The sequence below is a fragment of the Mucilaginibacter flavidus genome (assembly GCF_024055575.1).
Classification (GTDB): Bacteria; Bacteroidota; Bacteroidia; order Sphingobacteriales; family Sphingobacteriaceae; genus Mucilaginibacter; species Mucilaginibacter flavidus.
In genome coordinates, this window is record NZ_JAMXOE010000022.1 from 48,574 (window position 1) to 74,362 (window position 25,789).

Here is a 25,789-nt window from a genome sequence, read left to right on the forward strand (position 1 = left end):
GCCTCACCTAAACGGCGCAGCCCTCATGTAATAATCCTCTCCAAAGGAGAGGACTTTAGCTTCGCTCGTTTTTAGAACCCTCTCCTTTGGAAAGGGCAGGGTGAGGCGAGAATAAATACTACACTAAACTGACTGTAAGTGGTATGCTTATTGTCGCAAACAAGACAAACCAACACTCATTTTGAGTACTATAATTAACTATAAAACAACAAACTAATGGAAACTAATAAAGTAAAGCAAATACACAGCTTTGGTCAAAGTATCTGGCTCGATTTTATCGACAGGGCAATCATTTCATCCGGAAAACTGCAAAGCCTTATTGATGACGACGGCGTACGCGGGGTAACTTCAAACCCGGCCATTTTCGAAAAGGCCATCACCAGCAGTTCTGATTATGACAATGATATCCGCTCGCTTGCCAAAACTGCTAAAACCAACGAAGAGCTGTTTTTTGGCCTGGCTGTTTCCGATATACAAAATGCAACCAAACTTTTTGAAGGCGTTTACAATGAATCAAAAGGGGAAGACGGTTATGTGAGTTTGGAAGTATCGCCATTTTTGGCGCTTGATGCCGAAGGCACTGCCAAACAGGCCGATGAGCTTTGGAAAAAAGTTGACCGCAAAAACGTAATGATAAAAATCCCTGGCACTAAACCAGGCTTACAGGCTATAAGGGAATCGATTGGTAAAGGGATAAACATTAACGTTACCCTATTATTCGGTTTGCCGCGTTACGAAGAAGTAACCGAAGCTTACATCTCTGGTCTTGAGGATCACTTAGCCGCCGGTCATAAAATTGGTCATATTTCATCGGTAGCCAGCTTCTTTTTAAGCCGTATTGATGTATTGGTTGACCCGATGCTTGACGAAAAAGGCCTGGGCGATCTAAAAGGCGAAGTAGCCATCGCGTCAGCCAAAAAAGCTTACGAAATTTACAAACGCGTATTCAGCGGCCCACGCTGGGAAAAACTGGCAGCACAAGGCGCACAGCCACAGCGTTTGTTATGGGCAAGCACCAGCAGCAAAAACCCTGCGTTTAAAGATACCAAATATGTTGAGGCCCTGATTGGCCCCTCAACTGTTGATACCGTTCCTTTAGAGACTATCGAAGCTTTCCGCGACCATGGCGTTGCTGCTAACAGCCTTGAAGAAGGTTTGGACACGGCCACCGAAATTTTAGACAAAATTAAAGCCGCCGGTATCGATATTGATAAAATAACCCAGCAACTGGAAGACGAAGGCATTGAGAAATTCAACAAGCCTTTTGAAAAACTACTGCAAGCTATCGAAGATCAGAAAAATAAAGTTTAAGCAAGGTGGAAGCAACATCAGTCAAAATACTGTTCTTTGACATTGGTGGCGTTTTGTTAACCAATGGCTGGGGGCATGAGTCGCGCAGGGAAGCGTCGGAAAAATTCGGCCTCGATTACGAAGAAGTAAAAGAACTGCACACTTTTATTTTTAATGTATACGAGATGGGCAGCATTAGTTTGGATGAATACCTGGACACCGTGGTATTTAACCATCCGCGCGATTTCGCCCGCGAAGACTTCAAAGAATTTATGTACCGCCAAAGTCTCGAGCTGCCCGATACCCTTAAATGGCTGAAGGAATGGAAAAAAGACTGCGGTTTTCGCATCATTTCCATCAACAACGAAGGCAAGGAACTAAACGATTACCGGGTAAAAAAATTCAAATTGCACGAAGTGTTTGATGCCTTCATATCATCGTGCGAGGTAAAAATGCGTAAGCCCGATCCGCAAATTTTTAACCTGGCCATGGGCATAGCACTTGCCCAGCCAGGCCAGTGCGTATATTTTGATGACAGGATAATGTTTGTAAACGCAGCAAAAAAATTAGGTATCCATGCCTACCAGCACACCGGTTTCGAGGAAACCAAAGCCATATTAGAAAAATTAAAAAAGGAAAATCAATCTCCCCAAAAATGAGTTCACAAACAAACAAATATGCTTTCGGCATGATAGGGCTGGGCACCATGGGCCGCAGCCTGCTGCTCAACATGGCCGACCATGGTTTTGCCGTAGCCGGGCACGATAAAGATGCCGCCAAAGTAGCATCGCTTAACGAAGAAGGAAAAGAATATGATGTGAAAGGGTTTGGCGATGCTAAAGAATTTATACAAAGCCTAACTACCCCACGCGCTATTATGATGCTGGTACCTGCCGGTAAAATTGTTGATGCCGTAATTGAAGAGATGACGCCATTGCTTGACAAAGGCGATATTTTAATTGATGGCGGTAACTCGCACTTTACCGATACCAACCGCCGTGTGGAAGAGCTGGAGGCAAAAGGCCTGCATTTCTTCGGTATGGGTGTGTCGGGCGGTGAAGAAGGCGCACGCCGCGGCCCAAGCATGATGCCGGGTGGCGATAAGGATGCCTATGCGGTAATGAAGCCGATATTTGAGGCTATTGCGGCAAAGGTTGATGGCGCCCCTTGTGTTACTTATATTGGTCCGGGAGCTTCAGGGCACTTTGTTAAAATGGTGCACAATGGTATCGAGTACGGTATTATGCAATTAATTGCCGAGACCTACGAGATAATGAAGAAAGGCCTGAAGCTGGACAATGCCACCATGGGCGAAGTATTTTCTAAATGGAACGATGGGCGCTTAAAGTCTTTCCTGCTTGATATTACCAAAGATATTTTCAAATATAAAGCACCAGGCAGCGACCATTTGTTATTGGATGATATAAAGGACGAAGCCAAGGCAAAAGGCACCGGTAAATGGACATCGCAGGTGGCTATGGATTTGCAGGCGCCAATCCCAACTGTTGATACTGCTGTTGCCATGCGCGATTTATCAAAATATAAGGCTTTGCGCGTACAGGCCAGCGAGGTTTACAGCAAGGACGAGATTGTACTGGATGTAAATAAAGACGAGTTTTTAACTGCTTTGGAGCAGGCTTTTTATTTTAACATGATAATCAGCTACGCACAGGGCATGCACTTACTGTCATTAGCATCTGCGGAATATAAATACGATTTGCATTTAGGCGATATTGCCAAAATATGGCGCGGCGGCTGTATTATCCGTTCAGAGTTTTTGAACGATATTTTCAACGCCTATCAAAAGAATGCAAAATTGGCGCACCTGTTATTAGATGGCAGTGTTGAGGAGCTGGTTAAGGCAGCCGTACCGGGTGCCCGTAAAGTGCTTTCGGCAACCATTGCGGCAGGTATTGCAGCACCGGCCTATGCATCGTCATTAAGTTATTTCGATGCTTTCCGCAGCGCAAGAATGCCATCAAACTTAACCCAGGCACAACGCGATTATTTTGGCGCGCATACCTACGAGCTTGTTGGCAAAGAGGGTGTGTTCCACACGCAATGGACTGAAGGAAGCGGGGAGTAAAGCGGGTGAGCGCGTTATTATTATAATTATATTTGTAATATGGCAACGTTAATAGCAAAAAAATCGGTTTTTGACATGACGCCGGAAGAGATTCGGGAGCGTTTAAAGCCTATTGCAATAAAGGCAAGGCAAGATGCATTAGACGAAGGTTCGTGGTTTTCCTACAGAAATGAACTTTGCGTTCAAGATGACATGTTTATCCATGAATTTAAAGATGGCCGCAAGGAATTAATACAATTAGGCGATGAAACTGGCAAGTTTAAGGTATTGAAAGTTCTAAATGCCTGACTATACTATTATCGCAGGGCCTAACGGCGCAGGTAAAAGTACATTTTCCTCTGTTCTATCTGACCCGGACACTTTAATATTCGATGCGGATAAAGTGAAAGCGCTGAAGGAAAAGCTATGGCCGGATATTCCAATAGAAAGCATAGAAATTATGCTAACTACGGAATATTGGGATCTGGAAGAAAAGGCAATCTTGAGCAGTAGAAATTTAACCGTCGAAAGTAATTTAAGAGACGATTTTTTAATAAAAAGAGCATTATATTTTAAAGATAAGGGATACACAATAAATTTAATGTTTATGCTTCTCCCCGATGTAAAGGCTTCGATGGACAGGGTCGATTTAAGAGTAGATAGAAAAGGGCACTTTGTTGACCAGGAAAGCATCCGATATAACTTTGAATACAGTTTAAAAATGCTTAAACAACACTTCAATAAATTTGATAATGTGTTATTATTTGATTCCTCCACAAATAAAAGTAATACTGTTCCAGATATACTATTAACGCTCCAAAATCACAATATTCATTTCCTTAGTTCAAATACACCCCAATGGGCCAAACAAACCATCGACGAAGTCCTTCAAAATATAACCTCTAACTGAAAAACTAATTACAATGAGCACAACAAAATCAGAACCTACTATATTCATCATTTTTGGTGGTACCGGCGATTTGAACTCCCGGAAGATAGCCCCGGCCCTTTATAACTTGTTTTTGGATGGCTGGCTACCCCACCAATTTTCTATAATCGGTACAGGCCGTACCAAGCTTACCGATGAGCAGTTCAGGGATAACCTGCATAATGACATTAACCAGTTTTCGCGCAGCGGAAAAACCGATGATAAGAAATGGGCCGAGTTTTCGGCCAATATTTATTACCAGGTATCTGACGCTACCGATGCTGAAACATACAAGGAATTTGGTAAACGCATCGAAAAGCACAATGCTGAATGGAAAACCCAGGCGAACGTAATTTTCTACCTTGCTGTAGCGCCAAACTTCTTCCCTATCATTGCTTCAAACATATCAAAAGCCAAGCTGGCCGAAGATAAAAACAGGGTACGCATCATTATCGAAAAACCTTTCGGGCACGATCTGGAAACGGCAAAAGAGCTGAACCAATTGCTTTCGGGTATTTTTGACGAATGCCAGATTTACCGTATTGACCATTACCTGGGCAAGGAAACGGTACAAAATATTATGGCTTTCCGCTTTGCCAATAGCATACTGGAACCGCTATGGAACCGCAACTATATTGAGCATGTGCAAATATCGGTTACCGAGCAATTGGGTGTTGAAGAACGCGGTGATTACTACGACGGAGCCGGTGCGATGCGCGATATGATACAGAACCACCTTTTGCAGTTACTTTGCCACGTGGCCATGGAACCGCCGGTAAGCTTTAACGCTGATGAGGTACGCGACCGCAAGGTTGACGTTTTAAAGGCCATGCGCCGCTTCACTCCTGACGATGTTCGTTTATCGGCTGTAAGGGGCCAATATGGCAGCGGCTGGATGAAAGGGAAGGAAGTACCCGGATACCGAGAGGAGCCCAAAGTAGACCCGCAATCGAACACAGAAACATTTGCAGCCATTAAGTTTTTTGTAGATAACTGGCGCTGGCACGGTGTTCCGTTTTACCTGCGTACAGGCAAACGGATGCACCAATCGTCGTCTGTAATTACCATCCAGTTTAAGGATGTTCCGCATTTAATATTCCCCGCCGAGTCAAGCGAAAGCTGGCAACAAAACAGGCTGATTATTAGTATTCAGCCCGAAATGAGCATTCGTTTACAGGTGCAGGCTAAACGCCCGGGGCTTGATATGGTATTAAACACCGTAGATATGGTATTCGATTATAAGGGCACATATGCCGCACAGGCACCTGAGGCTTACGAAACCCTAATACTCGACACCATGCTGGGCGACCAAACCCTGTTTATGCGTGGCGACCAGGTGGAAGCTGCCTGGGAATTAGTAATGCCGATTTTAAGCACCTGGCAAAATAAGAAGAGTTTAAATTTCCCCAATTATTCGGCCGACTCATGGGGACCAGAATCCGCCGAGGCTTTGATAGCCCGCGATGGATTTAACTGGTTTACATTGCCGGTGAATGGGAAGAAGTAGAGGTTAGTGATTGGAGGTTAGAGATTAGTTAAAGCGCACAGGCGGCGAAAGCATCCCAACTAATCTCTGATCTCCAACCTCTGGTCTCAAAAGCAAACTAACCTCTAATCTCTAATCTCTAACTCCATGAGTTTAAATATTTATAACACAGCCGACGAAGTACTTAGCGCACTAGCGGAGTATTTTGTAATAATTGGCAGCGAGGCCATCGGTAAAAATGGTAAATTCTCCGTAGCGTTATCTGGCGGCAGTTCGCCCAAAAAGCTATATGAATTGCTGGCAACTTCGTATCACGACCAGCTGGATTGGGAGAAAGTTTTCTTCTTTTTTGGCGATGAGCGCAATGTTCCACAAGACAGTCCTGACAGCAATTACCTGATGGCTAAAAAAGCCCTGTTTATTCCGCTGTTTATAGACCCGCACCAGATTTTCGCGGTTGATACCACCCTAGAGCCTAAAGAAGCTGCTAAAAAATACCAGGAAGAGGTAGAGCAGTTTTTTGACGAAACCGAACTCAGTTTTGATTTAATACTGCTTGGCCTTGGTGATAATTCACACACCGCATCGTTATTCCCGCACACGCCGGTATTGCATGATCGTGTACCGGGCGTTAGCGAAGTGTTTTTGCCCGACCAGCAGGTTTATCGCATAACTATGAACGCCCCGTTAATCAACGAGGCCCAGAACATCGCCTTTTTAGTTTATGGCGAAGGGAAAGCGATAGCCGTTCATCACGTGTTAGAGGATGAGGAGGATATTGAAGAGTACCCTGCACAGCTTATTGAGCCTATTGTAGGGCAAATTCAATGGTTTTTGGATGAGGCGGCAGCTTCGATGCTGGACGAGAAATAAATCGTAAAAACCTCAAAGCTTAAAGTTGCCGTTAGCATTCCTAAACTCAAAAGGAAAAGCTAACGGTTTTTAATTTTAATGATCTACTCTGTGTGAGGTTATTAATCCATACATTAGATAAAGGTAATACAGCAAGCATTTACAACTATTTACGGATGCGTTAAAACCCCAATTTGTTAATCCATTTACAGGTTGTGTATCTTTGTTATTACAAACCGTATTTAATTTGATGACATGGAAGGGAAATTTAGCGGCGAACAATTGCTTAAAATTAATAACCTTGGATTATTAGTTGCCGACCATATCCATGCAATGCTGGCTTATTGGGATAAGGATGAAATTTGTCGGTTTGCCAATAACGCCTACCTTGAATGGTTTAATAAACGTCGGGAAGACATGGTGGATAAAATAACCATGAAAGAACTTCTTGGGCAACTTTATGAAAAAAATCTCCCGTACATTAACGGAGTATTAAATGGAAACGCGCAGGAATTTGAGCGGCAAATAACAATCCCAAACGGTGAAATACGGCATACTATAGCTAGTTATTATCCCGATATTATTGATGGTGAAGTTAAGGGCTTTTTTGTGCATGTCGCCGATATTACAAAAATTAAAAATCTCGAAAATAAACTTATCTTATCTCAAAACAAGTTTAAATCTCTGTTAGAAAGCGCCCCCGATTCGCTTGTTATTGTAAATGGCTCCGGTGAAATACAGATAATTAATGAGCAAACCCAAATTGTTTTCGGTTATACCAAAGATGAGCTGTATGGGCAAAAGATCGAAATGTTACTTCCGGACCGATTCAAAGACCACCACCCCGGTCAACGTGCAAGCTTTTTTGCTAAAGCCTATGCAAGACGAATGGGCGCAGGGCATGAACTGTTCGGAAAACATAAAAAAGGCTACGAGTTCCCGGTCGAAATTAGCATCAGTCCCATTCAGTTAGAAGACGGCCTGTATGTATCAGCCGCAATAAGGGATGTAACAGAACAGAAAACTAGGGCGGCTGAATTAAAGGAAAGCAATGACCGTAATAAAATATTCATTCAGCAAGCCCCGAACGCTATCGCAATGTTCGATAAAGAAATGCGCTACCTGGCCGCCTCGAAAAAGTGGATCACCGATTATAAGTTAACCGGTAAAGAAATTATTGGTCAATCTCATTACGAAATTTTTCCGGAGATAGATGACGATTGGAAAGCAATACACCAGGCCTGTTTAAACGGCGCGATAAATCAATGTGACGAAGCTTCATTTACCCGCAAAGATGGATCGATACAATGGATAACCTGGGATGTACGCCCATGGTTTGTTTCTGAGAATAATATTGGCGGGATACTAATGTATACAGCTGATATATCGGGAATAAAGGAGAAGGACCAGGAAAAACGGCGGATTGAAGAAATACTGGACAAAACAAATGAGGTGGCGAGGATAGGCACGTGGGAAGTTGATCTAGTAAATAGCACAGTTAAATGGAGCCGTATTACAAAGGAAATTCATGAAGTCGACCCTGGCTATGAGCCCGACTTAAGCACAGCTATTAATTTTTTTAAAGAAGGCCCTAGTCGTGAAACTATTCAATCGGCTGTTGCCTGTGCTATAAAATACGGTACCGGTTACGATATTGAAGTAGAACTTGTAACTGCCAGGGGAAATAATATTTGGGCAAGAGCAATAGGTCAATCAGAATTCAAGAACGGGGTGTGCACGCGCTTATACGGGATTTTCCAGGATATCGACGAAGTTAAAAGGGCAAAAGAAACATTAAATACCTTAAATGAGGAACTTAATACTTTGCTTAACGCGGGTTATGTTTCAATAGTAGGAACCGATACCAAGGGCCTGATTACACATTTTAACAGGGGGGCTGAGTTACTGCTCCAATATTCAGCCACAGAAATGGTAGGGATAAAAACACCGGCCCAGATACATCTTGAAGAAGAAGTTACAGCAAGAGGACATGAGCTGTCGGCCTTGTATGGAAAGACCATAGCTGGATTCGATATTTTTACCGAACTACCAAAACATGGTGAGTATGAGTCGCGGGAATGGACTTATGTAAGGAAAGACGGTTCGACTTTTCCAGTTCAGTTAGTTGTAACCGCCATAAAAAACCAACAGGGCGGGATAACCGGATTTCTTGGGGTAGCAACTGACATTAGTGAGTTAAAAAAGGCAGAAAACGAAATGAGATCACTGCTGGAGATTACAACCGATCAGAACAACAGGCTTAAAAATTTTGCCCATATCGTATCACACAACCTTAGGTCGCATACCGGTAATATAGACATGTGCTTAGATCTGTACATAGAAGAAAATGACGGTGTAAGCGAAAATGAATACATTAAATTACTCAAACAATCAATAAACAATTTAAAGGAAACCATCGCAAACTTAAATGAGGTGGTTTTGATGAACACTTCTTTCTCCGAAAAGTTAGTGCCTATAAACCTGTTTAATGCGATAGAGTCTGCAGCTAATAACGTAAGTCAACTCGCAAGAGATGCTATGGTTACCATAAAAAACAAAGCAGATCCACAACTTGAAATCTTAGCGATCCCGGCCTATCTGGATAGTGTTTTATTAAACTTTATAACAAATGGCATAAAGTATCGTTCGCCCGACCGCGAAGCAAATGTTACATTTACAACAATTATAAAAAATGATTTTGTAGTGTTACAAATTAAAGATAACGGCTTGGGTATTGACCTTAAAAGACACAGTGGTAAACTTTTTGGCATGTATAAAACCTTTCACGGCAATAAGGATGCACGAGGGATCGGATTGTTTATTACAAAAAATCAGATTGAAGCTTTAGGCGGAAAAGTTGAGGTTGAAAGCGAAATTGGCAAAGGAACAAAATTTAAAATATATTTTAAACATGAAGAAAATTGAAATTGCATGTATAATTGATGATGACCCGATTTATATTTTTTGCACTAAGCGGATTATGTAAATGGCGAGTTTCTGCGAGAGTTTCCTTATTTTCACAATGGAAAAGAGGCATTGGATCGCCTAAAGGCTATTGTTACCGCTGGCGAAAACTTACCCGAAGTTATATTATTGGACCTCAATATGCCCGTAATGGATGGTTGGGAGTTTTTAGATGAGTTCACAAAGGTTCCCCCGGCAAAAAAAATAATTATCTATATCGTAACATCCTCTATTGACCCGGCCGATGTAGAAAAGGCAAAACAGTACGAAGCCATTAGCCAATACATTGTGAAGCCTGTTACTGTAGATAACCTAAAAGAAATACTGAACAATTTCTAATTGGCGCCTGGCAAGGTTAGCTTAGTTAACCAATTAACTATATCATTCGCAGCCTTATCATTTTCGAACGACTTCGGTAACCGGCCATTGGTATATTCATCATACAACCATGGGTCACCTACAGCGATAGCAGTTCCTTTTCCATATTTTGCGACCGCAATTATTACCGCGCCGCTGCTATTTTTTAGTAATGACTTAGCCGAACCACTTAGCGCTATGGAACAGGCATCTTTCATAAATACCTTACAGGCGGTTTTAAAAACCGGGTTACCTGTGGTAACTATTGCACCATCTTCAAAATGATTATCATCGATTACATGATTTTGCAAATCATCATTAAAATGCATCCCGAATTTAGTAGCGAGGTTGTTAAAATGGGGCAGCTCAAAGTTCGCGCTGTCATTGGCCATCATTAACAGCACACCGCCGCTTTTTACCCAGGAGGCAATTGCTTTAATGTCTTTTGGTTCGATATAATTCGGATTAGGGCTTTCCTTTTTGGTATCCGGATCAACAATGATATAAATGGCTGTGCCTTTTAAGTTTGCAGAAGTCGGCGCGCTGTCCAACGTATCTAAAGCTGCGCCGGCTTTTTTAAAGGCTTCGCCAAAAATAGAGAAGCCGGAGTTAGCCTTCTCTGTCCACAAATAATGGTAGCGTTCAACTTTGCCCGCCGAAGTTTTGTGTACTTCGTGATTAAAGTAATAATCAAGTGTCACTTTTTGTGCGCTTGCATTCAAGTAAATACCAGCGAGCAACATAGTGGCCATTAAAATTCTCGGTTTTTTCATTTTGCAGCAAATTGCGTGTATCGTTTCATCGCTTCTGCAAAATAATAATCGGCATAGCTAATGGCAACATCAACCTCGCTTTTTTGAGGAAAATGGCCGACGCTGTGTTTTAAAATAAAGCCACCGTTGGTGCCTGGCACAGCCTTATATTCAGACGATGACAAAGTTTTTATAATAGATTGCGCCGTATTGAAATATTTAACTCCATTACTTTTGTCGGTATACCGGCAAAGTTCTAACAGCGCTGATGCCATTATTGCACCAGCCGAGGCATCGCGCAGGGCATTGGGGATGTTTGGTGCATTAAAATCCCAATAAGGAATTTTATCCGCCGGCAGGTTAGGGTTGTTGAGAATGAATTCAGCTATATGTTTAGCCTGCTCCAGGTATTTTTTGTCTTTTGTTTCGCGATACATTACGGTGAAGCCATAAAGCCCCCAAACTTGCCCCCGCGCCCATGCCGACTCGTCAGCGAAGCCCTGAGCCGTTTTCTTTTGCTGAACAGCACCGGTTTCGGGATTATAATTTATAACATGATACGAGCTGTAATCAGCCCTGTAGTGGTTTTTGATAGTACTGTTGGCATGGGTTACGGCAATTTTGTAAAAACTCGAGTCGCCGGTTTCTCTCGTTGCCCAAAACAGCAGTTCAAGGTTCATCATGTTATCTATTATAACCAAAAAGTCCGATGGTTTTGATTCCCATGATTTGATGCAACCAACTTTAGGATTAAACCGGGTGGATAATGATTTTGCACTGTTTATTAATATTTGCCGGTATTCCGGATTCGGGTTTAGCCTGTTGGCATTACCAAAACTGATGTACATCATAAAGCCAAGGTCGTGCGTGTGGGTATTATATTGTTCTTTGGCAAGACTATCCATTGATCGTTTGGCCGCTGTCAGCAGCGCGACGTCATGGTTTTGCTCATAAAGATTTAGTAACGTGCCGGCATAAAAACCACTACACCACCAGCCGGAATTACTTGTTTCGAGTTTATTGTTAACCGGATTAAAATTCTTTGGGAAACGCCCGGCCGTTAGTTGGCTTGTTAAAAACTTATACTGACTGTCGGCATCAGTTATGTTTTGTTTGATAATATTAAGCAGTTCAGCCTGCGGCTTTAAATACGAAACGGCCTGGGCGAAACAAGCTTGACTAAAACCGGCAAGGTATATTAATGCGGCAATAAACAGTATCCTGGTTTTCATAGACAGTTTTTGATTATTACAGAATAGTTAGTAAAGGCATGGCCTTTTTTATTTGGAAAAAGGTTGAATTAAAAAGGATAATGGAACGCCATTATCCTTTTTAGCTTATCACTTTATTTAACCTCAAATGTAAAATACTGGCTTGCGGCATCGCCATTGGCAGTTAACCCCTGTACAACACCTACATATTTACCAGCCTGGTCTGATGTATAAAACGACACCTTGTCCTGGTTATTTACATTCGGGCCCCAGTACAGGATGTTCCTGAAATCGGGTATACGGCTTGCTGCCTGGGCCTCGGTTTCGTAAACAGGCGAGTAAAATTGCCTGCGCAATTGCAATCCTTCATAATCAATTACTACGGCCTTCGGATCAAGCTCTACGCCGCCCAGGTCGCCCTTGTAGGTGGTAAAGCTAAAAACGCCTTCCTGTTCGCTCGGGCCATAAAAAAACCTTTCACGTATCACATCCAGCTTTCTTACTTTTAACGGATCGACAGAGAATATTTTATTTACATCAAAAACAGGCACACCGTCCAATATCACCAGCGGGTCGCCATCAAGAAAGCCCCGGTCATTAAGCACTTTGATATGAAACTTACCTTTCGATCTAACAATATTATCTTCCGATACATACTCACGCAAATCCTCTTCCATAGTAGTAAAGCGGGTGAAATCGTCGAGCTTATAGCTCTTGTAGGGCTTTCCGAAAAAAGCAGTGCTGTCTGCTCCGGGATCAAATGTCTTTTTGATGTTGTTGGCCGAATAAATATTCAATATTTGAATACCCTGGCTGTGCGTCTGTAATGCAGTTTGCATGCCGTTAACAAATTCAAATTTTGGCAGGGCTGTTTTTGAATATTGTTCCGAGAAGGGGCTGGCTATATCTATCCGGTAAGTGCTGTCGACGGTTTCATTTGTTTGTGCAACTAACTCGCCGGGGCCATAAAAATCTTTCGTGTTAAACATTACATGTCCTGATGAGTCGCTTTGCGCGGCATATACCTGTACACGCTTGCCCGGTACGCCCATATAGGCAAAAATGCCATTTGCGGGCGTATTGGTTTGCGTGTTTACCAATTTGGCGGTAACAATATGCCCCTTATACTCAGGTAAAAAGCTAAATGATGGTGTTTTGTTTTCAAGCACCTGGTTCCATTGAAAGCGGCGCCAGCCCTGGGTAAGCATCAGGTTGTCTAACGCTTCATCCGTTTCGGCGGTGGCATTTGCAAAATAGTAATCGGGCGATTCGATATTACCTTTCAGATCCGAACCCAGCCACAGGTAATCAAAAATATTGCTGTGGTCAACTTCCTGCAACGAATCAACCCGGTAAACAGCCATTGACATGTTTGCCAGTACCGCCTTATTTGCCATGTCTTTTGCCGCCAGGCTGATATTAACTTTCTTACGTAACGCATATTGTTGCTGATCGGCACTAGCTGCAATTGACAGTTTTTGGCCTGGCCGTTTAAAATAAAGGCGTTCGCAAACTGGCTGCTTCGAGTTGTTAAAAATGGCGATGCTTGATATGCCATCGCCCAGCGAGTTTTTATTTATATTAAAATGGGCAACACCAGCGCTTACCGATAACCCTTCGGCAGCCTTAATCATTTGGCGGGTATGGGCAAACAGGAAAATATTGCCGTCGGGGCCTTTTACCTCCACATCAAGCTGGGCGCCTTTGTCGGTAAGTTTCATTACATAACCCTGGGCGTTTATTTCAGGTAGTTCTTTGGTTAATGCTGCGCCGTTGAATTTTACTATGGCTTTATAAGTATTGCCGCCAACGGGGGTGAAAGAAAAGTTCCCCATCCCAAACTTTAGCGATTGAAAACGGGCTACTGTATCATTATGCTGATCAATTACCGCGCCCCTTGCGGCAGCGCCTTTGCCATTTTTGTCGACGGCTTTAAAGCCAACTTTGCTTTGTTGGCCGCTAACTAAATTACCACCCTCCGGAAAAAATTGAATATCAAAGGCCGCAGCAGTTTCCTTTGGAGGGCTGCCATCGGGCGATCGCAGCGGGTTTACCAGGGTAATCACTTTTTCGAAATAATAATCAGGGCTGAAATTTTTCATCCAGCTGGTGTAGGCCCTGAATTTGTATTTGCCATTAGCTATCGACACGGGTACGTATAACGAACCATCGCCGATGCCGTTTTTTATGGCAATTTTAGCCTGCGTTACCGGGCTTTGGTTATTATCCAAAATCTCGACGTAAACCACTTTGCTTAAGTTTAATGGCTTATGGTCGTTACCATCCACACAAAAAACCTTAAACCATACTATTTCGCCCGGTAAGTACGTGTTTTTATCTGTATGAACAAATACCTTCTCCTGTAATGCGCTTTGCTTATATAAGTTGAAGCTGTTTTGCACCTCCTGTATAACCTGGGCCCGGCCGATTAAAAAAGGAAGCAACAAAGCCGGCGTCAGCAGCATTACTTTAACGGATCGTTTAATATTTCTCATAATCAGTGCTATTTATATTGAGCTAATTTCTTTTATTCAGTTAATTATTTCCAAAAATCCGGTTGCTGTTTGCTTCCCCGCAAAGTGCAGTCGATACAATATATGTCGGACGCTGTGAATCCTATCGGATTAGGGCTCGTATTACTAAATATTGCGTTTACAGGTACTTCCGCGCCAGCCAAAAGTCGTTGCAACACCGTGTTTGCATGGCTGTGCGGGTCGTTATAAAATGTCGAATCTATAGAGCAGTCGTAAGGATATTTTGGCAAATAGGTACTTGGCAGCTGTTCGCTGGCTATAAATATTCGTTTTTTTGCCACCGTGCCCGCACTGATAAACCCCACTACAATGTCGGTGGCATCGTGCGTGTTGTGAATATTGCCCGCTAATGTTGTAGGTTCGGCATCAAAAATACTTCCCAGTTGTTCGGTATTCTTTTTTAGCGTTTCCCAAAACTTGTACGCATCGGCTGTAAGCGCATACTCGCGCAGCAGAATGCTATACTTTAACTCAATTTTTTCGGACGTTGATTCAATTGCAGTAATTGGAGCCTGGAACAAAAAATCCTGTTTTAACTTGGCTGAAGAGCCTAAAATAATGCTTGTAGAAGCATTGCTTGCAAAACAATAATAAACCAGCTGATCCTGGCTGCGAGGCACTACTGCGGTGCCGTTTGATACGTATGACGAATTAAACATGGAATGGAACCGCCAAGTTTCCACATAGTCGAAGCGGTAATAGTGCGTAGCGTTTTTGGGGTCGTGCGTGTTGGCATACAACTGGATGCCCTTCCCTGTAACGCTGAAGCCAACGCTGTCAATAGGGGGTGCCGCTTTCGCTTGTTCGTAGTCTGAAAGATATTCGTTTCCATCACCTGGCGTATTTATCCTTAGCCGGAATTTCCGGGTACTGTCAAGGGTTATGCCCGCAAGTTTATAAATGCCGGGCGCTACCTCAAATAAGCCGAATTTATCCCCATTATCGCACTCAACCTGTATGGTGCCTTCCACTGGGTTTAACGTTGTGCTGGCGTTAAGATTAACCGTACGGCTTAATTTAATGGTGGTGGTATCATTCGTATTAATTGTGCCTTCCACAATAAGGTAACTCCTCGGCGAATTGATCACCTTAGGGTTATAAGGTTTTTTGCAACCTATTGATAGCGTTAAAATAAATAACCAAATTCTCCAGTTTTTCATATTTTCTCTTATTTCCAAAAATCAGGTTGTTTGTTCGTTCCATTTTGTAACCCACAGCCAACTACTTCTATTACTTTCAATATACAATACTCCCTTTTTCTCATGCTATTATTAATTTGATTGCCAAAAGTCTGGCTTTTTATTGCTACCAGTTAATGTACAGTCAACACATGACGGCGGCGCTCCCGTATAACCTATTATTGGTGAGCCGGGGGGCTTGATAGCGTCGATAGGTATTTGCAGCTCGCCGGTTGCTTTGTAAAAATTAATATACTGGTCAACCTGGTTAAATGGCCCTTGCCCGTCTTTATCAAAAAAACGATATAATAACGGTTTTGCCACGCAGCCGTCGCCAAGCGGGTCGAGCCAGGGGGGCAGCGTTGATTCATCTATATAAATTCTTTTAGTTGCATAGTTGCCCGCGCTGATATAGCCAATTACCGGCTCATTAGCGCCTGTTAACGAGTGGATATTGCCATTTATTTGCGAAGGTTGTGCATCAAAAATGCTACCCAATTGCTCGGTGTTTTTTTTAAGGTTTTGCCAAAAGCTGTAAGCATCTTTGGTAAGCGCATATTGCCTTACTAATATGCTATACCTGTGCCTCAGCCTGTCGTCGTGGCGCGATATAAAAGTTATCGGGAAATCGCTGATTACATCCTGCGCCAGTTTTGCCGATGAACCCAGTGTTATCGTACTCGACGCATTATTTCTCCAGCAAACATATATCCCGTTGTTCACGCGGTCGCGTTGTAACACCGTGTCACCATTTGATTTGTAGTTCGATTCAAAGTCTGATTGATGAACCCATGTTTCGTTATATTCCCACCTGTAATACCTTAGGTTATTGGGGCTGTGGGTGTTTAAATTAATGTCGATACCGTCGCTTTTAACTTTATAAGTTACGCTATCAATTGCCGGGCTGTTTATTACCGGCACAAAATCCGATGCGTATTCTTTATTGTCAGCAGTTTTTATTTTGAGTCGGTATTTGTGGTTAACATCGAGATTTAGCCCCGGAAAGACGTAAATACCCTTACCGGCTGCGGCTAAGGGCCGGCTGCTGTTATCGTCGCCTTCAACACGTACTATGGCGTCTAATTCAGGGTTTATGCTGGTTGAGGCGGAAAGCTTTACTGTATGGTTCAGCTTAATTATAGTTGAGTCGGCCCCGCTGTTAATTACGCCTTCAACCACAAGATAGGTACCAGGCGCCGATATTGCCGGCGGGTCGTACGGTTTCCTGCAGGCAGTTATAGTTACAGCCAGCGCAAAAAACAATATCATATAACCAGTTCTGTGCCCCATCATCAAAACCTGATATTATAATTAATAAACGGAATAGGGGCAGCAAATATTGATAGCTTATAGCCGCTTATTACACCACTTTGCTCGCTAAAGAATGTGGAGTAAGCATTTTGCCGCCCGGTAATATTGTACACACCTATAGTCCACGAGTTGTGTGTTAGCTGGTGTACCCTATGATTGCCTTCTATGATAATTGAAAAGTCGGACCTGAAATAATCAGGTATCCGGTACGCATTCCTATCCGAGTAAAATACGCGCTCAGAGCCGGCATATTCGTATTTTGCAATTGGTAGTGTTATTGGCCGCCCGGTACTGTACGAAATGTCGAAAGATACACTGTAACGGTGTGTAAAGCGGTAGTTACCATTAAAATTAACCGAGTGCGGTTTGTCGTAATTTGCCGGGTAATACTTGCCGCTATTTATAAACTCACCTGCAAAAGGGTCGTTTTGGCGTAAATATGTACGCGAATAGGTGTAACTCATCCAGCCGTTTAACTTACCTGCGGTTTTTTTAAGCAAAAATTCGGCACCGTAAGCTTTGCCCTCGGTGTTTATTACATCCTGCTCAATATGGTGGTTTAAAAGCAACACAGCGCCACTTTTGTAGTCGAGGTAATTTCTGAGCCTTTTGTAATAAACCTCAACCGACATTTCGATGGTATTGGCCTGTGCGTTTTTGAAAATCCCTAACGACACCTGGTCGCCGTTTTCGGGCTTAATATTAGGGTCGCTGAGTTTGTAAACATCTGTTGGAGATATTGACGTTGAGTTAGATAACAGGTGGATATATTGGTGCAGGGTATTATAGCCCGCCTTTATAGATAAATTGTCGCCCAGCAAATAGCGTGCAGATAGCCTGATATCGGGGCCCAGGTATGTTTTTATAAATTTACCACTACCATAAGTGGTGCTATCCAATACGTTGTTGGGCTCTTTAGGTAAATTAGGGGCGTAGTTATTAACTGTTTGTGGGCCAAGGTAGCTATAAGCGTTAAACCTGACACCTGCGCTAATGGTTAAATTGTCGGTAACATCAAATTTGTCACCCAGGTAAACAGCACTTTCCAATGCCTTTTCTGATGGGATAATGTCTGGTGCAATTAATGATTTATCGCTATTGGGCTCAAACGTTCCGGGGTTAATTTTATACAGTATTGAACTCAGGCCGAAGTTAAGCGTGTGCTTATTGCTTAAATAATAGGTAAAGTCGGTTTTAAAATTCGATTGCATCACCTTAAAACCAAGGTTGTACGCGTTTACCGGGTTGGCGGTGCTCGATACGTTGTACTTGTAATTATCAACGCCTGCCGAAATTAAACTGTATAGTTTATTATTATAATTATGCTTCCATTTAACATTCAGGTTTTTATTACTGTATGAGTAGCTCGTATCGCTATTCAGTTTAAACTTATCCTGGCTAAGGTAGCCGCTTAGGTACAGGTTGTTTTTTTCGTTTATCTGGTGACTTATGCCCAAATTAAAATCATAAAACGATGCCTGGCTATGTTTGTACGATTCGGGCAGCAACTTCAATAACCAATCGGAATAAGTGGTGCGGCCGCCAAATATAAACGAGGTTTTATCGCTGCCAAGCGGACCTTCAACGTTCAGCCTGCTTGTCAGCAAGCCTATCCCTGCTGAGCCTGTAAATTTCTTTTTGTTGCCTTCGCGGTTGGTAATATCCAAAACGGATGATAAACGCCCGCCAAATTTTTCAGGAATACTGCTTTTGTAAAGCTCTATATCCTTTACAATGTCGGGGTTAAAGGCTGCGAAAAACCCAAAAAAGTGGGCCGGGTTATAAATGGTATTGCCATCAAGCAAAATAAGGTTCTCGTCCGCCGCACCACCGCGTACGTTAAAGCCGGTTGTAGCTTCGCCTACCGACGTAACCCCAGGGAGGGTCAAAACAACTTTTAGAACATCGGCCTCGCCAAATGCAGTTGGAATTTGTTTAATGTTTTTGATATCCAGCTTTGCTACGCCAAGGTCGGTACTCCTTACGTTGGCCACTTTCTCTGCCGAAATTTTAACCTCCTTAAGGCTGTTAATTTGTTCCTGCATTTCAATGTTCAGCTTGCCATCGGTATACAGTATTATCTGCCGGCGGGTGTCGCGCATGCCCAGGCCCCGTACCAGCAAAGTTTGCCGGCCGCGCGGTAAAGTAATTGAGAAGAAACCAAATTGGTCTGAAGCCGCGCCGGTTTTAGTATTTGCCACGTAAATAGTAGCCCCCGTAACGGCCTCGCCCGATTTAATATCACGTATATATCCACTCAATATGGCCCTCCCCGGCTTTATGGTATTGGTTTTTACCCCAATTTCGTAAAGTTTGTTTTCCGTTGTAGCATCGGGCACCTTTTTTTCAGCCTCTTGTGTATAGTCTGCAACGGGCGCCTGGCTAACCGGTGTATTTGTACGTACCTGCGAATAGCCCAGCGCTAGCTCCGTGCGTATTTGCCGGCCCTTGGTAATAAACACCTGCTGCTGCTGGTTAATGGCGTACACAAATGCGGTTTTCTTAAAGGCGAGGTCTAAAACAGCATTCAGCGGTTGCTGCGTTACCTGCAGGGTAACCCTTAAACTATCAAACTGAGCAGGGTCATAATAAAAATGATAGCTGCTTTTTGATTCAAGCTCGTTTACAATTTGTGATATGGTGGCTTGCTGAAAGTTCACAGTAAACAGCTTTGTGCTATTTTGCTGGGCTGAAACAGCGTGTAAAAAAACCAGGAAGCAAAAACTTGCGAGGTATATTTTTCTCATGTTAGTTTGATAAGTGGTCGTAATAGGTTGCAACTTTAACCAGCGATTCTTCGGGGTTGGCGTGGAAATCCAAATCATTCGCACTGATGAATTTTCGTATTTCTTTCTTCCTGTCTTTAAAAATATCGAGAACCGCCCCCTTGCTGCCTGCACTATGGTAAACGTTGTTTTTTTTGATATAAAAATCCTTCGAGAAGCTGAAATAATTCTCCACCCCGTTTGTATTGCTGGTGGTAGTTTGGATGGTTTTTGAGTATTTTCCCAGTACTTCAGATTTTCCATTGTAAAGCTGCCTGTAATAGCCAGATTTTACGTCGCCGCCGGCAGCCAGTGTATCTGCATTTAAGTTGATAAAATGCCCGCCCAAAAAGTCAAAGCTTTTTACCCGTTCTTTAATCGCTATAAACTTTGATACCCTGCTCGGGTACAACACTACCAAATCATCATTATTAATATCGTACAACATTGACATGTTATTGTACAAAGTGCCGTCATAGTAAACCGAGCCTTTGGTAAAGCCATTTATATCCAGGTAGTAGGCATTGCCTTTAATATGCGGGTCGTAAAAATAATATTCGGGCCCTGTGTAAATCGGTGCTTGTATGCCTATGCTGGTGTTGTATAGTGTTACGGCGTTATTCAGGGCATTTTGCTGCGAACTGCTGTCGCCTGGTGCAGTTTGTGCCCGTGCATTTCGCGCAAAAAAAGCGCAAAGTAACAGCACTGCTGAGAACAGGTAAATAGGTTTATTCATGAATTTAGGTTAGTTGGCGCTAAAGGTTAAAAGTGGAATTTACGCCAGTTTGGGCTAAAAAACAAGCATTTACGCTGGTTTATTGAAAAAAACTGTATTTTTAGTTTAAAACCTTACCTTAGTGTACTCAAAACAATATAACTGCTACAATATTGTTACAAATCCTCAACTCAATTTGTCGACACGATATATAATATTGGAGGAATATTTAACCCCTCCCCTACATGAAATCATTAAAAGTTTTAGCGATTGTTTTATTAGCGATGTTTAGCTTCAGCACAGTAAATGCCCAGGTTGTTCATCATAGAAGTGCCCATCGTAAGCTGCATCATAAAAGGCATCATCATGGCAAAAGGCATCATCACCGCCGCCCTGTAACCAAAAGATAAAAGCACAAAAAAAGGCCCGGCAAAATAATTTACCGGGCCTTTTACTTTTTTTATGTTTTTATTAGAGCTTGCGCTTTACCTCGACATTTTCGTAAGCCTCAACTATATCACCAACTTCAATATTATTAAAGTTCTGGATGTTTAAGCCGCACTCATAGCCGGTGGCAACTTCTTTAACATCGTCTTTAAAGCGTTTCAATGATGCCAGCTCGCCGGTGTAAATTACCACACCCTCGCGGATGATGCGTATTTTGCTGTTACGGGTAATCTTACCATCAAGCACCATACAGCCGGCAATGGTACCAACCTTGCTGATTTTAAAGGTTTCGCGTATTTCAACATTCGCAACAATCTTCTCTTCGAAGGTTGGTGCAAGCATGCCTTCCATAGCGGCTTTTATCTCATTTATCGCATCGTAGATGATCGAGTAAAGCCTGATATCAATCTGCTCGGCCTCGGCCAGTTTACGTGCGCTTCCTGAAGGACGCACCTGGAAGCCGATGATTATTGCATCAGAAGCTGATGCTAACAATACGTCTGATTCCGAAATTTGCCCTACGGCTTTCGATATGATATTTACCTGTATCTGTTCGGTTGATAGTTTCAGTAACGAATCGGATAACGCTTCGATTGAACCATCCACGTCGCCCTTAACAATAATGTTAAGTTCCTTAAAGTTACCAACTGCCAAACGGCGGCCAATTTCATCAAGCGTGATGTGTTTCTGCGTACGTAAACCTTGTTCGCGCTGTAATTGTAAGCGTTTGTTGGCAATTTCGCGGGCCTCAACTTCGCTTTCCAGCACGTTAAACTTATCGCCCGCAGTTGGTGCACCCTGCATACCCAACACCTGTACCGGTGTCGACGGGCCTGCTGATTCTACACGCTGACCGCGCTCATTGGTTAACGCCTTAACACGACCGCTATAACAGCCAGCCAGTATTGGGTCGCCTACCTTTAAGCGGCCTGCCTGTACTAAAATGGTGGTAACAATACCACGGCCTTTATCCAAAGCAGCTTCTATAACAGTACCAACGGCACGTTTATTAGGGTTGGCTTTTAATTCAAGCAATTCTGCTTCCAGTAAAACCTTCTCTAACAATAACTCAACATTTAAACCGGTTTTAGCCGATATCTCCTGCGACTGGTATTTACCACCCCACTCTTCAACCAAAATATTCATGGCTGATAGCTGCTCACGTACCTTGTCGGCATTTGCACCTGGCTTATCAATTTTATTGAATGCGAAGATGATTGGTGCGCCGGCAGCCTGTGCGTGGTTTATGGCCTCGCGGGTTTGCGGCATCACGCTGTCATCAGCAGCAATTACTATTATTACAATATCGGTTACCTGGGCACCCCTGGCACGCATAGCGGTAAACGCTTCGTGGCCCGGTGTATCAAGGAAGGTTATTTTTCCTTTATCATCAGGTAAGGTAACTTCATAAGCGCCAATGTGCTGGGTAATACCCCCGGCTTCGCCGCCTATAACGTTGGTTTTGCGTATAAAATCGAGCAACGATGTTTTTCCGTGGTCAACGTGACCCATTATGGTTACAATTGGGGCACGTGGTACCAAATCTTCCGGATCATCCGGCTGATCAAGACTGCTTTCTTCGTCCTGTGGTTTTACAAACTCAATCTGGTAACCAAACTCATCGGCAACAATGCTCAATGTTTCGGCATCAAGCCTTTGGTTAATGGATACGAACATACCAAGGCTCATACAGGTAGATATGATCTGTGTTACAGATACATCCATCATGCTTGCCAGTTCGTTGGCGGTTACAAACTCGGTTACTTTTAAAACCTTCGATTGCAATTCGTTCTCCATTGCCAGCTCTTCGGCAGTTGCTGCTACATCATCACGCTTTTGACGGCGGAACTTGGCACGTTGCGCAAACTTGCCCGATTTACCGGCGCCACTAAGGCGGGCCAGTGTGGCCTTAATTTGGTCTTGTATATCTTTTTCTGAAGGTTCTTCCTTCGGTCCGCTGTTTTGAGGAGCGGTATTCCTGTTGCCTCTGAAATCGGGACGATTGCCACCTCCACCTTGCTGGTTATTGCCAGCACCGGGATTAGCGCCTGTGCCACGGTTCCTGAAATCGGGACGGTTACCACCGTGCGCCTGTTGCGACCCAGGAGGGTTTGGTGCAAAGTTTTGCGGGTTTTGGCCACCACCCTGGTTGTTACCCGGGCCTTGGTTATCTTTACGTTTACGTTTGCGCTTATGGTCGGCTGCGCTATTTGTGTTTGATGACGAAGCAACCGGGTTACGTTTTGGCGCATTAACCGGCAACTGTATCTTCCCAATAATATTAGGGCCACTCAAACGCTCGGCTTTTGCACGAATTACTTCGGGCTCCTGCGGTTCGTCAACAACCGGCTCTTCAGGCACAACAGATGCTACAACCGGAGGCACTACAACCGGCGGAGGTACTTCTTTTTTAACTTCTTCAACATTCGGGGCCTCAGCAACTACCTCTTTTGGTGTTTCTTTTACAGGCTCCGGTGCAGGCGCAGGCGCTACCACTTCTGGCTTTGCCGCTACAGGCTCTTCCTTAACAACAGGCTTTTCGGCCGGTGGCTGAGGTTTTGCGTTCAGATTATTCAGGTCAATTTTGCCTACTACGGTTACACCAGGCAATACCGCGTTGTGCTCCTCGGCCTTTACAGGCGCAGGTACTTCAACGGGTTTGGGAGGTTCAACAGGTTTTGGCTTTTCAACCGGCGGCGGGCTATAGTGGTTGCCAATTCCTTTAATAAGGATTTCCTCGTTCTCGAAATCTCTCGAACGGCGGTGTTCAACCGGCTTTTCGGGAAACGGCGCAGGCTCTTCCTTCCTTATCTTTCCTATGCTTATCTGCTTAGCTTCCTCCTTAATAATTTTATCCACAGCAAATTCTTTCAAAAGCGCGCTGTACATATCGCCATCAAGCAAGGTAGTAGGGTGTTTTTGTACCTTATACCCTTTTGTTGCCAAAAAGTCAACAATAGTACCTGTACCGATATTCAGCTCTTTTGCTGCTGTAAATAATTTTATGGATTTGTCTTCTGACATTTATTATATTCTTTCTCTGCTATTTTGTGCAAAAATACGATTTTAATTTTGGTTATTACGTTTATTCGAACTCAGCTTGCAGAATTGATAACACTTCTTTTACAGTTTCTTCTTCTAAATCGGTACGTTTTACCAATTCACCCACTGTTAAAGCCAGTACCGACTTTGCCGTATCTAAACCAATACGTTTAAATTCGTCGATAATCCAGCTCTCAATTTCGTCCGAAAATTCTTCAATGTCCACATCTTCGTCGGTTTCATCCGCTTCACGGTAAACATCAATTTCGTAACCTGTTAATTTACCAGCCAACTTAATGTTGTGTCCGCCACGACCGATTGCTAACGAAACCTGGTCGGGTTTTAGGTAAACGGCAGCAGTTTTTTTCTCATCATCAAGCTTAATCGAAGTGATTTTAGCTGGTGATAATGCACGTTGTATATAAAGCTGCAGGTTATTGGTATAGTTGATTACGTCGATATTTTCGTTTTTCAACTCGCGAACGATACCATGTATACGCGATCCTTTCATACCTACGCAGGCACCAACCGGATCGATACGGTCATCATACGATTCAACCGCTACCTTAGCACGTTCGCCCGGCTCGCGTACAATTTTCTTAATGGTGATTAAGCCATCAAAAATTTCAGGTACTTCCTGCTCAAACAAACGCTGTAAAAACTCGGGCGCTGTACGCGATATGATGATTTTGGGGTTGCTGTTCAGCATATCCACCTTGTCGACCACTGCTTTTACGCTGTCGCCTTTTTTAAAGTAATCGGCAGGTATTTGTTCCGATTTTGGCAGCAACAACTCGTTGCCCTCGTCGTCAAGTACCAAAGTTTCTTTTTTCCAAACCTGGTAAACTTCGCCGGTAACAATTTCGCCAACGCGGTCTTTATATTTTTTAAATATTTCGTCTTTCTCCAGTTCCAGTATCTTAGATACCAGCGTTTGGCGGGCAGCTAATATAGCGCGACGGCCAAAGCTCTCTAAGGTGATTTGCTCAATGTGCTCATCGCCAACTTCCAGAGTTGGGTCTAATAATTTCGCCTCGGCCAGTTCAATTTCCAGGTCATCATCCTCACTAAAGCCATCTTCCATAACCTTACGCGTCCGCCAGATTTCCAAGTCACCGTTGTCTGTATTAACAATTACGTCGCAATTTTCGTCAGTGCCATATTTTTTCCTGATCATGCTCCTGAAAACGTCTTCCAGCACACTCATCATCGTTGGGCGATCGATGTTTTTGAAATCTTTAAATTCCTGGAAAGAATCAATTAAATTAATATTGCTCATTTTTCTACTTAAATGATATTAAAACTTTTGTTTCTGTTATTGTATTTATTGGGATAACGCTCTCAACAGTTTCGGCCTTTTTCCCTTTATTTTTTATTGTTTCTTCAATTATAACGGCATCTTCCGTAATGCCCGATAGTTTACCTTCCCGCTTAGCGCCGTCAGCCATTTTAATAGCTAAGTTACGGCCTATGTTTTTGGTATACTGCCTGGTTAACGTAAGTGGAGTATCAATACCCGGCGATGAAACTTCGAGGTTATAAGCAGTTTCAATCACGTTTTCCTCTTCCAAATGGAAGCCAACATGCCTGCTTATGGCCACACACTCATCAATGCCTATACCGTTATCGCCATCAACCAAAATCATCAGCTTACCATTGCTGTGGAATTTTACATCCACTAAAAACAGGTGTGGCTTATCGGCAATCTTTTCTTCAACCAGCTCTTTTACTCTTTTCTCGATATTCATTATCCCTCAAAAATAATTGATTGATAAAATAAAAGAGGGGACAATCGCCCCCTCTTTTTTAATTCAACTGCAAATGTAGTAATTTTTATTTAAAATTTCAAGTGTATTTTGGTTTTAAGGATTGTAAATGTTGTAGTTGTTGTA

At 43.1% G+C, this 25,789-nt stretch carries 20 protein-coding genes; 9 read left to right on the forward strand and 11 right to left on the reverse strand.

From position 1 onward, the window contains the following. Window positions 1–216: 216 nt before the first annotated feature. From tal to NAF19_RS24140, 9 genes are all read left to right on the forward strand, one after another. Window positions 217–1,311, forward strand: a complete 1,095-nt coding sequence (tal, locus tag NAF19_RS24100) for a transaldolase (RefSeq protein WP_252792913.1) — start codon at window positions 217–219, stop codon at window positions 1,309–1,311. 5 nt (window positions 1,312–1,316) lie between these two features. Beyond that, entirely contained in the window at window positions 1,317–1,949 is a 633-nt protein-coding gene (locus tag NAF19_RS24105) for an HAD family hydrolase (RefSeq protein WP_252792914.1), read from the forward strand. Beyond that, entirely contained in the window at window positions 1,946–3,376 is a 1,431-nt protein-coding gene (gnd, locus tag NAF19_RS24110; protein ID WP_252792915.1) for an NADP-dependent phosphogluconate dehydrogenase, read from the forward strand. Before NAF19_RS24105 ends, gnd begins: the two co-directional genes overlap by 4 nt. A 39-nt stretch (window positions 3,377–3,415) precedes the next feature. Next, window positions 3,416–3,664: a hypothetical protein gene (locus NAF19_RS24115; protein WP_252792916.1), complete on the forward strand. Its 249-nt coding sequence runs from the start codon at window positions 3,416–3,418 to the stop codon at window positions 3,662–3,664. Then, window positions 3,657–4,265 carry a zeta toxin family protein gene (locus NAF19_RS24120; protein ID WP_252792917.1) on the forward strand — a complete coding sequence of 203 codons (609 nt, stop codon included), beginning with the start codon at window positions 3,657–3,659 and terminating at the stop codon, window positions 4,263–4,265. Before NAF19_RS24115 ends, NAF19_RS24120 begins: the two co-directional genes overlap by 8 nt. A gap of 13 nt (window positions 4,266–4,278) precedes the next feature. Further along, window positions 4,279–5,790: a glucose-6-phosphate dehydrogenase gene (gene zwf, locus NAF19_RS24125; protein WP_252792918.1), complete on the forward strand. Its 1,512-nt coding sequence runs from the start codon at window positions 4,279–4,281 to the stop codon at window positions 5,788–5,790. 126 nt (window positions 5,791–5,916) lie between these two features. Beyond that, window positions 5,917–6,642, forward strand: a complete 726-nt coding sequence (pgl, locus tag NAF19_RS24130; RefSeq protein ID WP_252792919.1) for a 6-phosphogluconolactonase — start codon at window positions 5,917–5,919, stop codon at window positions 6,640–6,642. Between the two features lie 234 nt (window positions 6,643–6,876). Further along, a complete protein-coding gene (locus NAF19_RS24135) occupies window positions 6,877–9,546 on the forward strand; it encodes a PAS domain S-box protein (protein WP_252792920.1) in 2,670 nt (889 codons plus the stop codon). Between the two features lie 72 nt (window positions 9,547–9,618). Further along, entirely contained in the window at window positions 9,619–9,924 is a 306-nt protein-coding gene (locus NAF19_RS24140; protein WP_256484453.1) for a response regulator, read from the forward strand. Here the strand turns inward: NAF19_RS24140 and NAF19_RS24145 are convergent. The 11 genes from NAF19_RS24145 to rimP form a co-directional block, all read right to left on the reverse strand. Further along, window positions 9,921–10,715: a hypothetical protein gene (locus NAF19_RS24145; protein ID WP_252792922.1), complete on the reverse strand. Its 795-nt coding sequence runs from the start codon at window positions 10,713–10,715 to the stop codon at window positions 9,921–9,923. The genes NAF19_RS24140 and NAF19_RS24145 overlap by 4 nt on opposite strands. Further along, entirely contained in the window at window positions 10,712–11,926 is a 1,215-nt protein-coding gene (locus NAF19_RS24150; RefSeq protein WP_252792923.1) for a glycoside hydrolase family 88 protein, read from the reverse strand. The genes NAF19_RS24145 and NAF19_RS24150 overlap by 4 nt, the downstream gene beginning before the upstream one ends. Before the next feature lie 113 nt (window positions 11,927–12,039). Beyond that, window positions 12,040–14,400, reverse strand: coding sequence for an MG2 domain-containing protein (locus NAF19_RS24155; RefSeq protein WP_252792924.1), 2,361 nt, complete (start codon window positions 14,398–14,400; stop codon window positions 12,040–12,042). Between the two features lie 44 nt (window positions 14,401–14,444). Beyond that, a complete protein-coding gene (locus NAF19_RS24160; protein ID WP_252792925.1) occupies window positions 14,445–15,599 on the reverse strand; it encodes a DUF4249 domain-containing protein in 1,155 nt (384 codons plus the stop codon). 111 nt (window positions 15,600–15,710) lie between these two features. Next, window positions 15,711–16,886 carry a DUF4249 domain-containing protein gene (locus tag NAF19_RS24165; protein WP_252792926.1) on the reverse strand — a complete coding sequence of 392 codons (1,176 nt, stop codon included), beginning with the start codon at window positions 16,884–16,886 and terminating at the stop codon, window positions 15,711–15,713. Window positions 16,887–16,909: 23 nt separating this feature from the next. Then, window positions 16,910–19,675, reverse strand: coding sequence for a TonB-dependent receptor (locus tag NAF19_RS24170; RefSeq protein ID WP_252792927.1), 2,766 nt, complete (start codon window positions 19,673–19,675; stop codon window positions 16,910–16,912). A 1-nt stretch (window position 19,676) separates the two neighbouring features. Then, a complete protein-coding gene (locus NAF19_RS24175) occupies window positions 19,677–20,429 on the reverse strand; it encodes a hypothetical protein (RefSeq protein WP_252792928.1) in 753 nt (250 codons plus the stop codon). 257 nt (window positions 20,430–20,686) lie between these two features. Then, on the reverse strand, window positions 20,687–20,824 hold the full coding sequence (locus NAF19_RS24180; RefSeq protein ID WP_252792929.1) for a hypothetical protein: 138 nt from the start codon (window positions 20,822–20,824) through the stop codon (window positions 20,687–20,689). A 55-nt stretch (window positions 20,825–20,879) separates the two neighbouring features. Continuing rightward, window positions 20,880–23,879 (reverse strand): translation initiation factor IF-2, encoded by a 3,000-nt coding sequence (gene infB / locus NAF19_RS24185; protein WP_252792930.1) that lies wholly within the window; start codon window positions 23,877–23,879, stop codon window positions 20,880–20,882. Window positions 23,880–23,940: 61 nt separating this feature from the next. Then, window positions 23,941–25,176: a transcription termination factor NusA gene (gene nusA / locus NAF19_RS24190; RefSeq protein ID WP_252792931.1), complete on the reverse strand. Its 1,236-nt coding sequence runs from the start codon at window positions 25,174–25,176 to the stop codon at window positions 23,941–23,943. A 4-nt stretch (window positions 25,177–25,180) separates the two neighbouring features. Further along, window positions 25,181–25,645: a ribosome assembly cofactor RimP gene (gene rimP, locus NAF19_RS24195; RefSeq protein ID WP_252792932.1), complete on the reverse strand. Its 465-nt coding sequence runs from the start codon at window positions 25,643–25,645 to the stop codon at window positions 25,181–25,183. Between the last annotated feature and the right edge of the window lie 144 nt (window positions 25,646–25,789).

What these genes read in the sequence shown, in the direction of transcription:
- tal (WP_252792913.1), top strand. Translation starts at nt 217, where the DNA reads ATGGAAACTAATAAAGTAAAGCAAATACACAGCTTTGGTCAAAGTATC.
- gnd (WP_252792915.1), top strand. Translation starts at nt 1,946, where the DNA reads ATGAGTTCACAAACAAACAAATATGCTTTCGGCATGATAGGGCTGGGC.
- NAF19_RS24115 (WP_252792916.1), top strand. Translation starts at nt 3,416, where the DNA reads ATGGCAACGTTAATAGCAAAAAAATCGGTTTTTGACATGACGCCGGAA.
- NAF19_RS24120 (WP_252792917.1), top strand. Translation starts at nt 3,657, where the DNA reads ATGCCTGACTATACTATTATCGCAGGGCCTAACGGCGCAGGTAAAAGT.
- zwf (WP_252792918.1), top strand. Translation starts at nt 4,279, where the DNA reads ATGAGCACAACAAAATCAGAACCTACTATATTCATCATTTTTGGTGGT.
- pgl (WP_252792919.1), top strand. Translation starts at nt 5,917, where the DNA reads ATGAGTTTAAATATTTATAACACAGCCGACGAAGTACTTAGCGCACTA.
- NAF19_RS24135 (WP_252792920.1), top strand. Translation starts at nt 6,877, where the DNA reads ATGGAAGGGAAATTTAGCGGCGAACAATTGCTTAAAATTAATAACCTT.
- NAF19_RS24145 (WP_252792922.1), bottom strand. Translation starts at nt 10,715, where the DNA reads ATGAAAAAACCGAGAATTTTAATGGCCACTATGTTGCTCGCTGGTATT.
- NAF19_RS24150 (WP_252792923.1), bottom strand. Translation starts at nt 11,926, where the DNA reads ATGAAAACCAGGATACTGTTTATTGCCGCATTAATATACCTTGCCGGT.
- NAF19_RS24155 (WP_252792924.1), bottom strand. Translation starts at nt 14,400, where the DNA reads ATGAGAAATATTAAACGATCCGTTAAAGTAATGCTGCTGACGCCGGCT.
- NAF19_RS24160 (WP_252792925.1), bottom strand. Translation starts at nt 15,599, where the DNA reads ATGAAAAACTGGAGAATTTGGTTATTTATTTTAACGCTATCAATAGGT.
- NAF19_RS24165 (WP_252792926.1), bottom strand. Translation starts at nt 16,886, where the DNA reads ATGATATTGTTTTTTGCGCTGGCTGTAACTATAACTGCCTGCAGGAAA.
- NAF19_RS24170 (WP_252792927.1), bottom strand. Translation starts at nt 19,675, where the DNA reads ATGAGAAAAATATACCTCGCAAGTTTTTGCTTCCTGGTTTTTTTACAC.
- NAF19_RS24175 (WP_252792928.1), bottom strand. Translation starts at nt 20,429, where the DNA reads ATGAATAAACCTATTTACCTGTTCTCAGCAGTGCTGTTACTTTGCGCT.
- infB (WP_252792930.1), bottom strand. Translation starts at nt 23,879, where the DNA reads ATGTCAGAAGACAAATCCATAAAATTATTTACAGCAGCAAAAGAGCTG.
- nusA (WP_252792931.1), bottom strand. Translation starts at nt 25,176, where the DNA reads ATGAGCAATATTAATTTAATTGATTCTTTCCAGGAATTTAAAGATTTC.
- rimP (WP_252792932.1), bottom strand. Translation starts at nt 25,645, where the DNA reads ATGAATATCGAGAAAAGAGTAAAAGAGCTGGTTGAAGAAAAGATTGCC.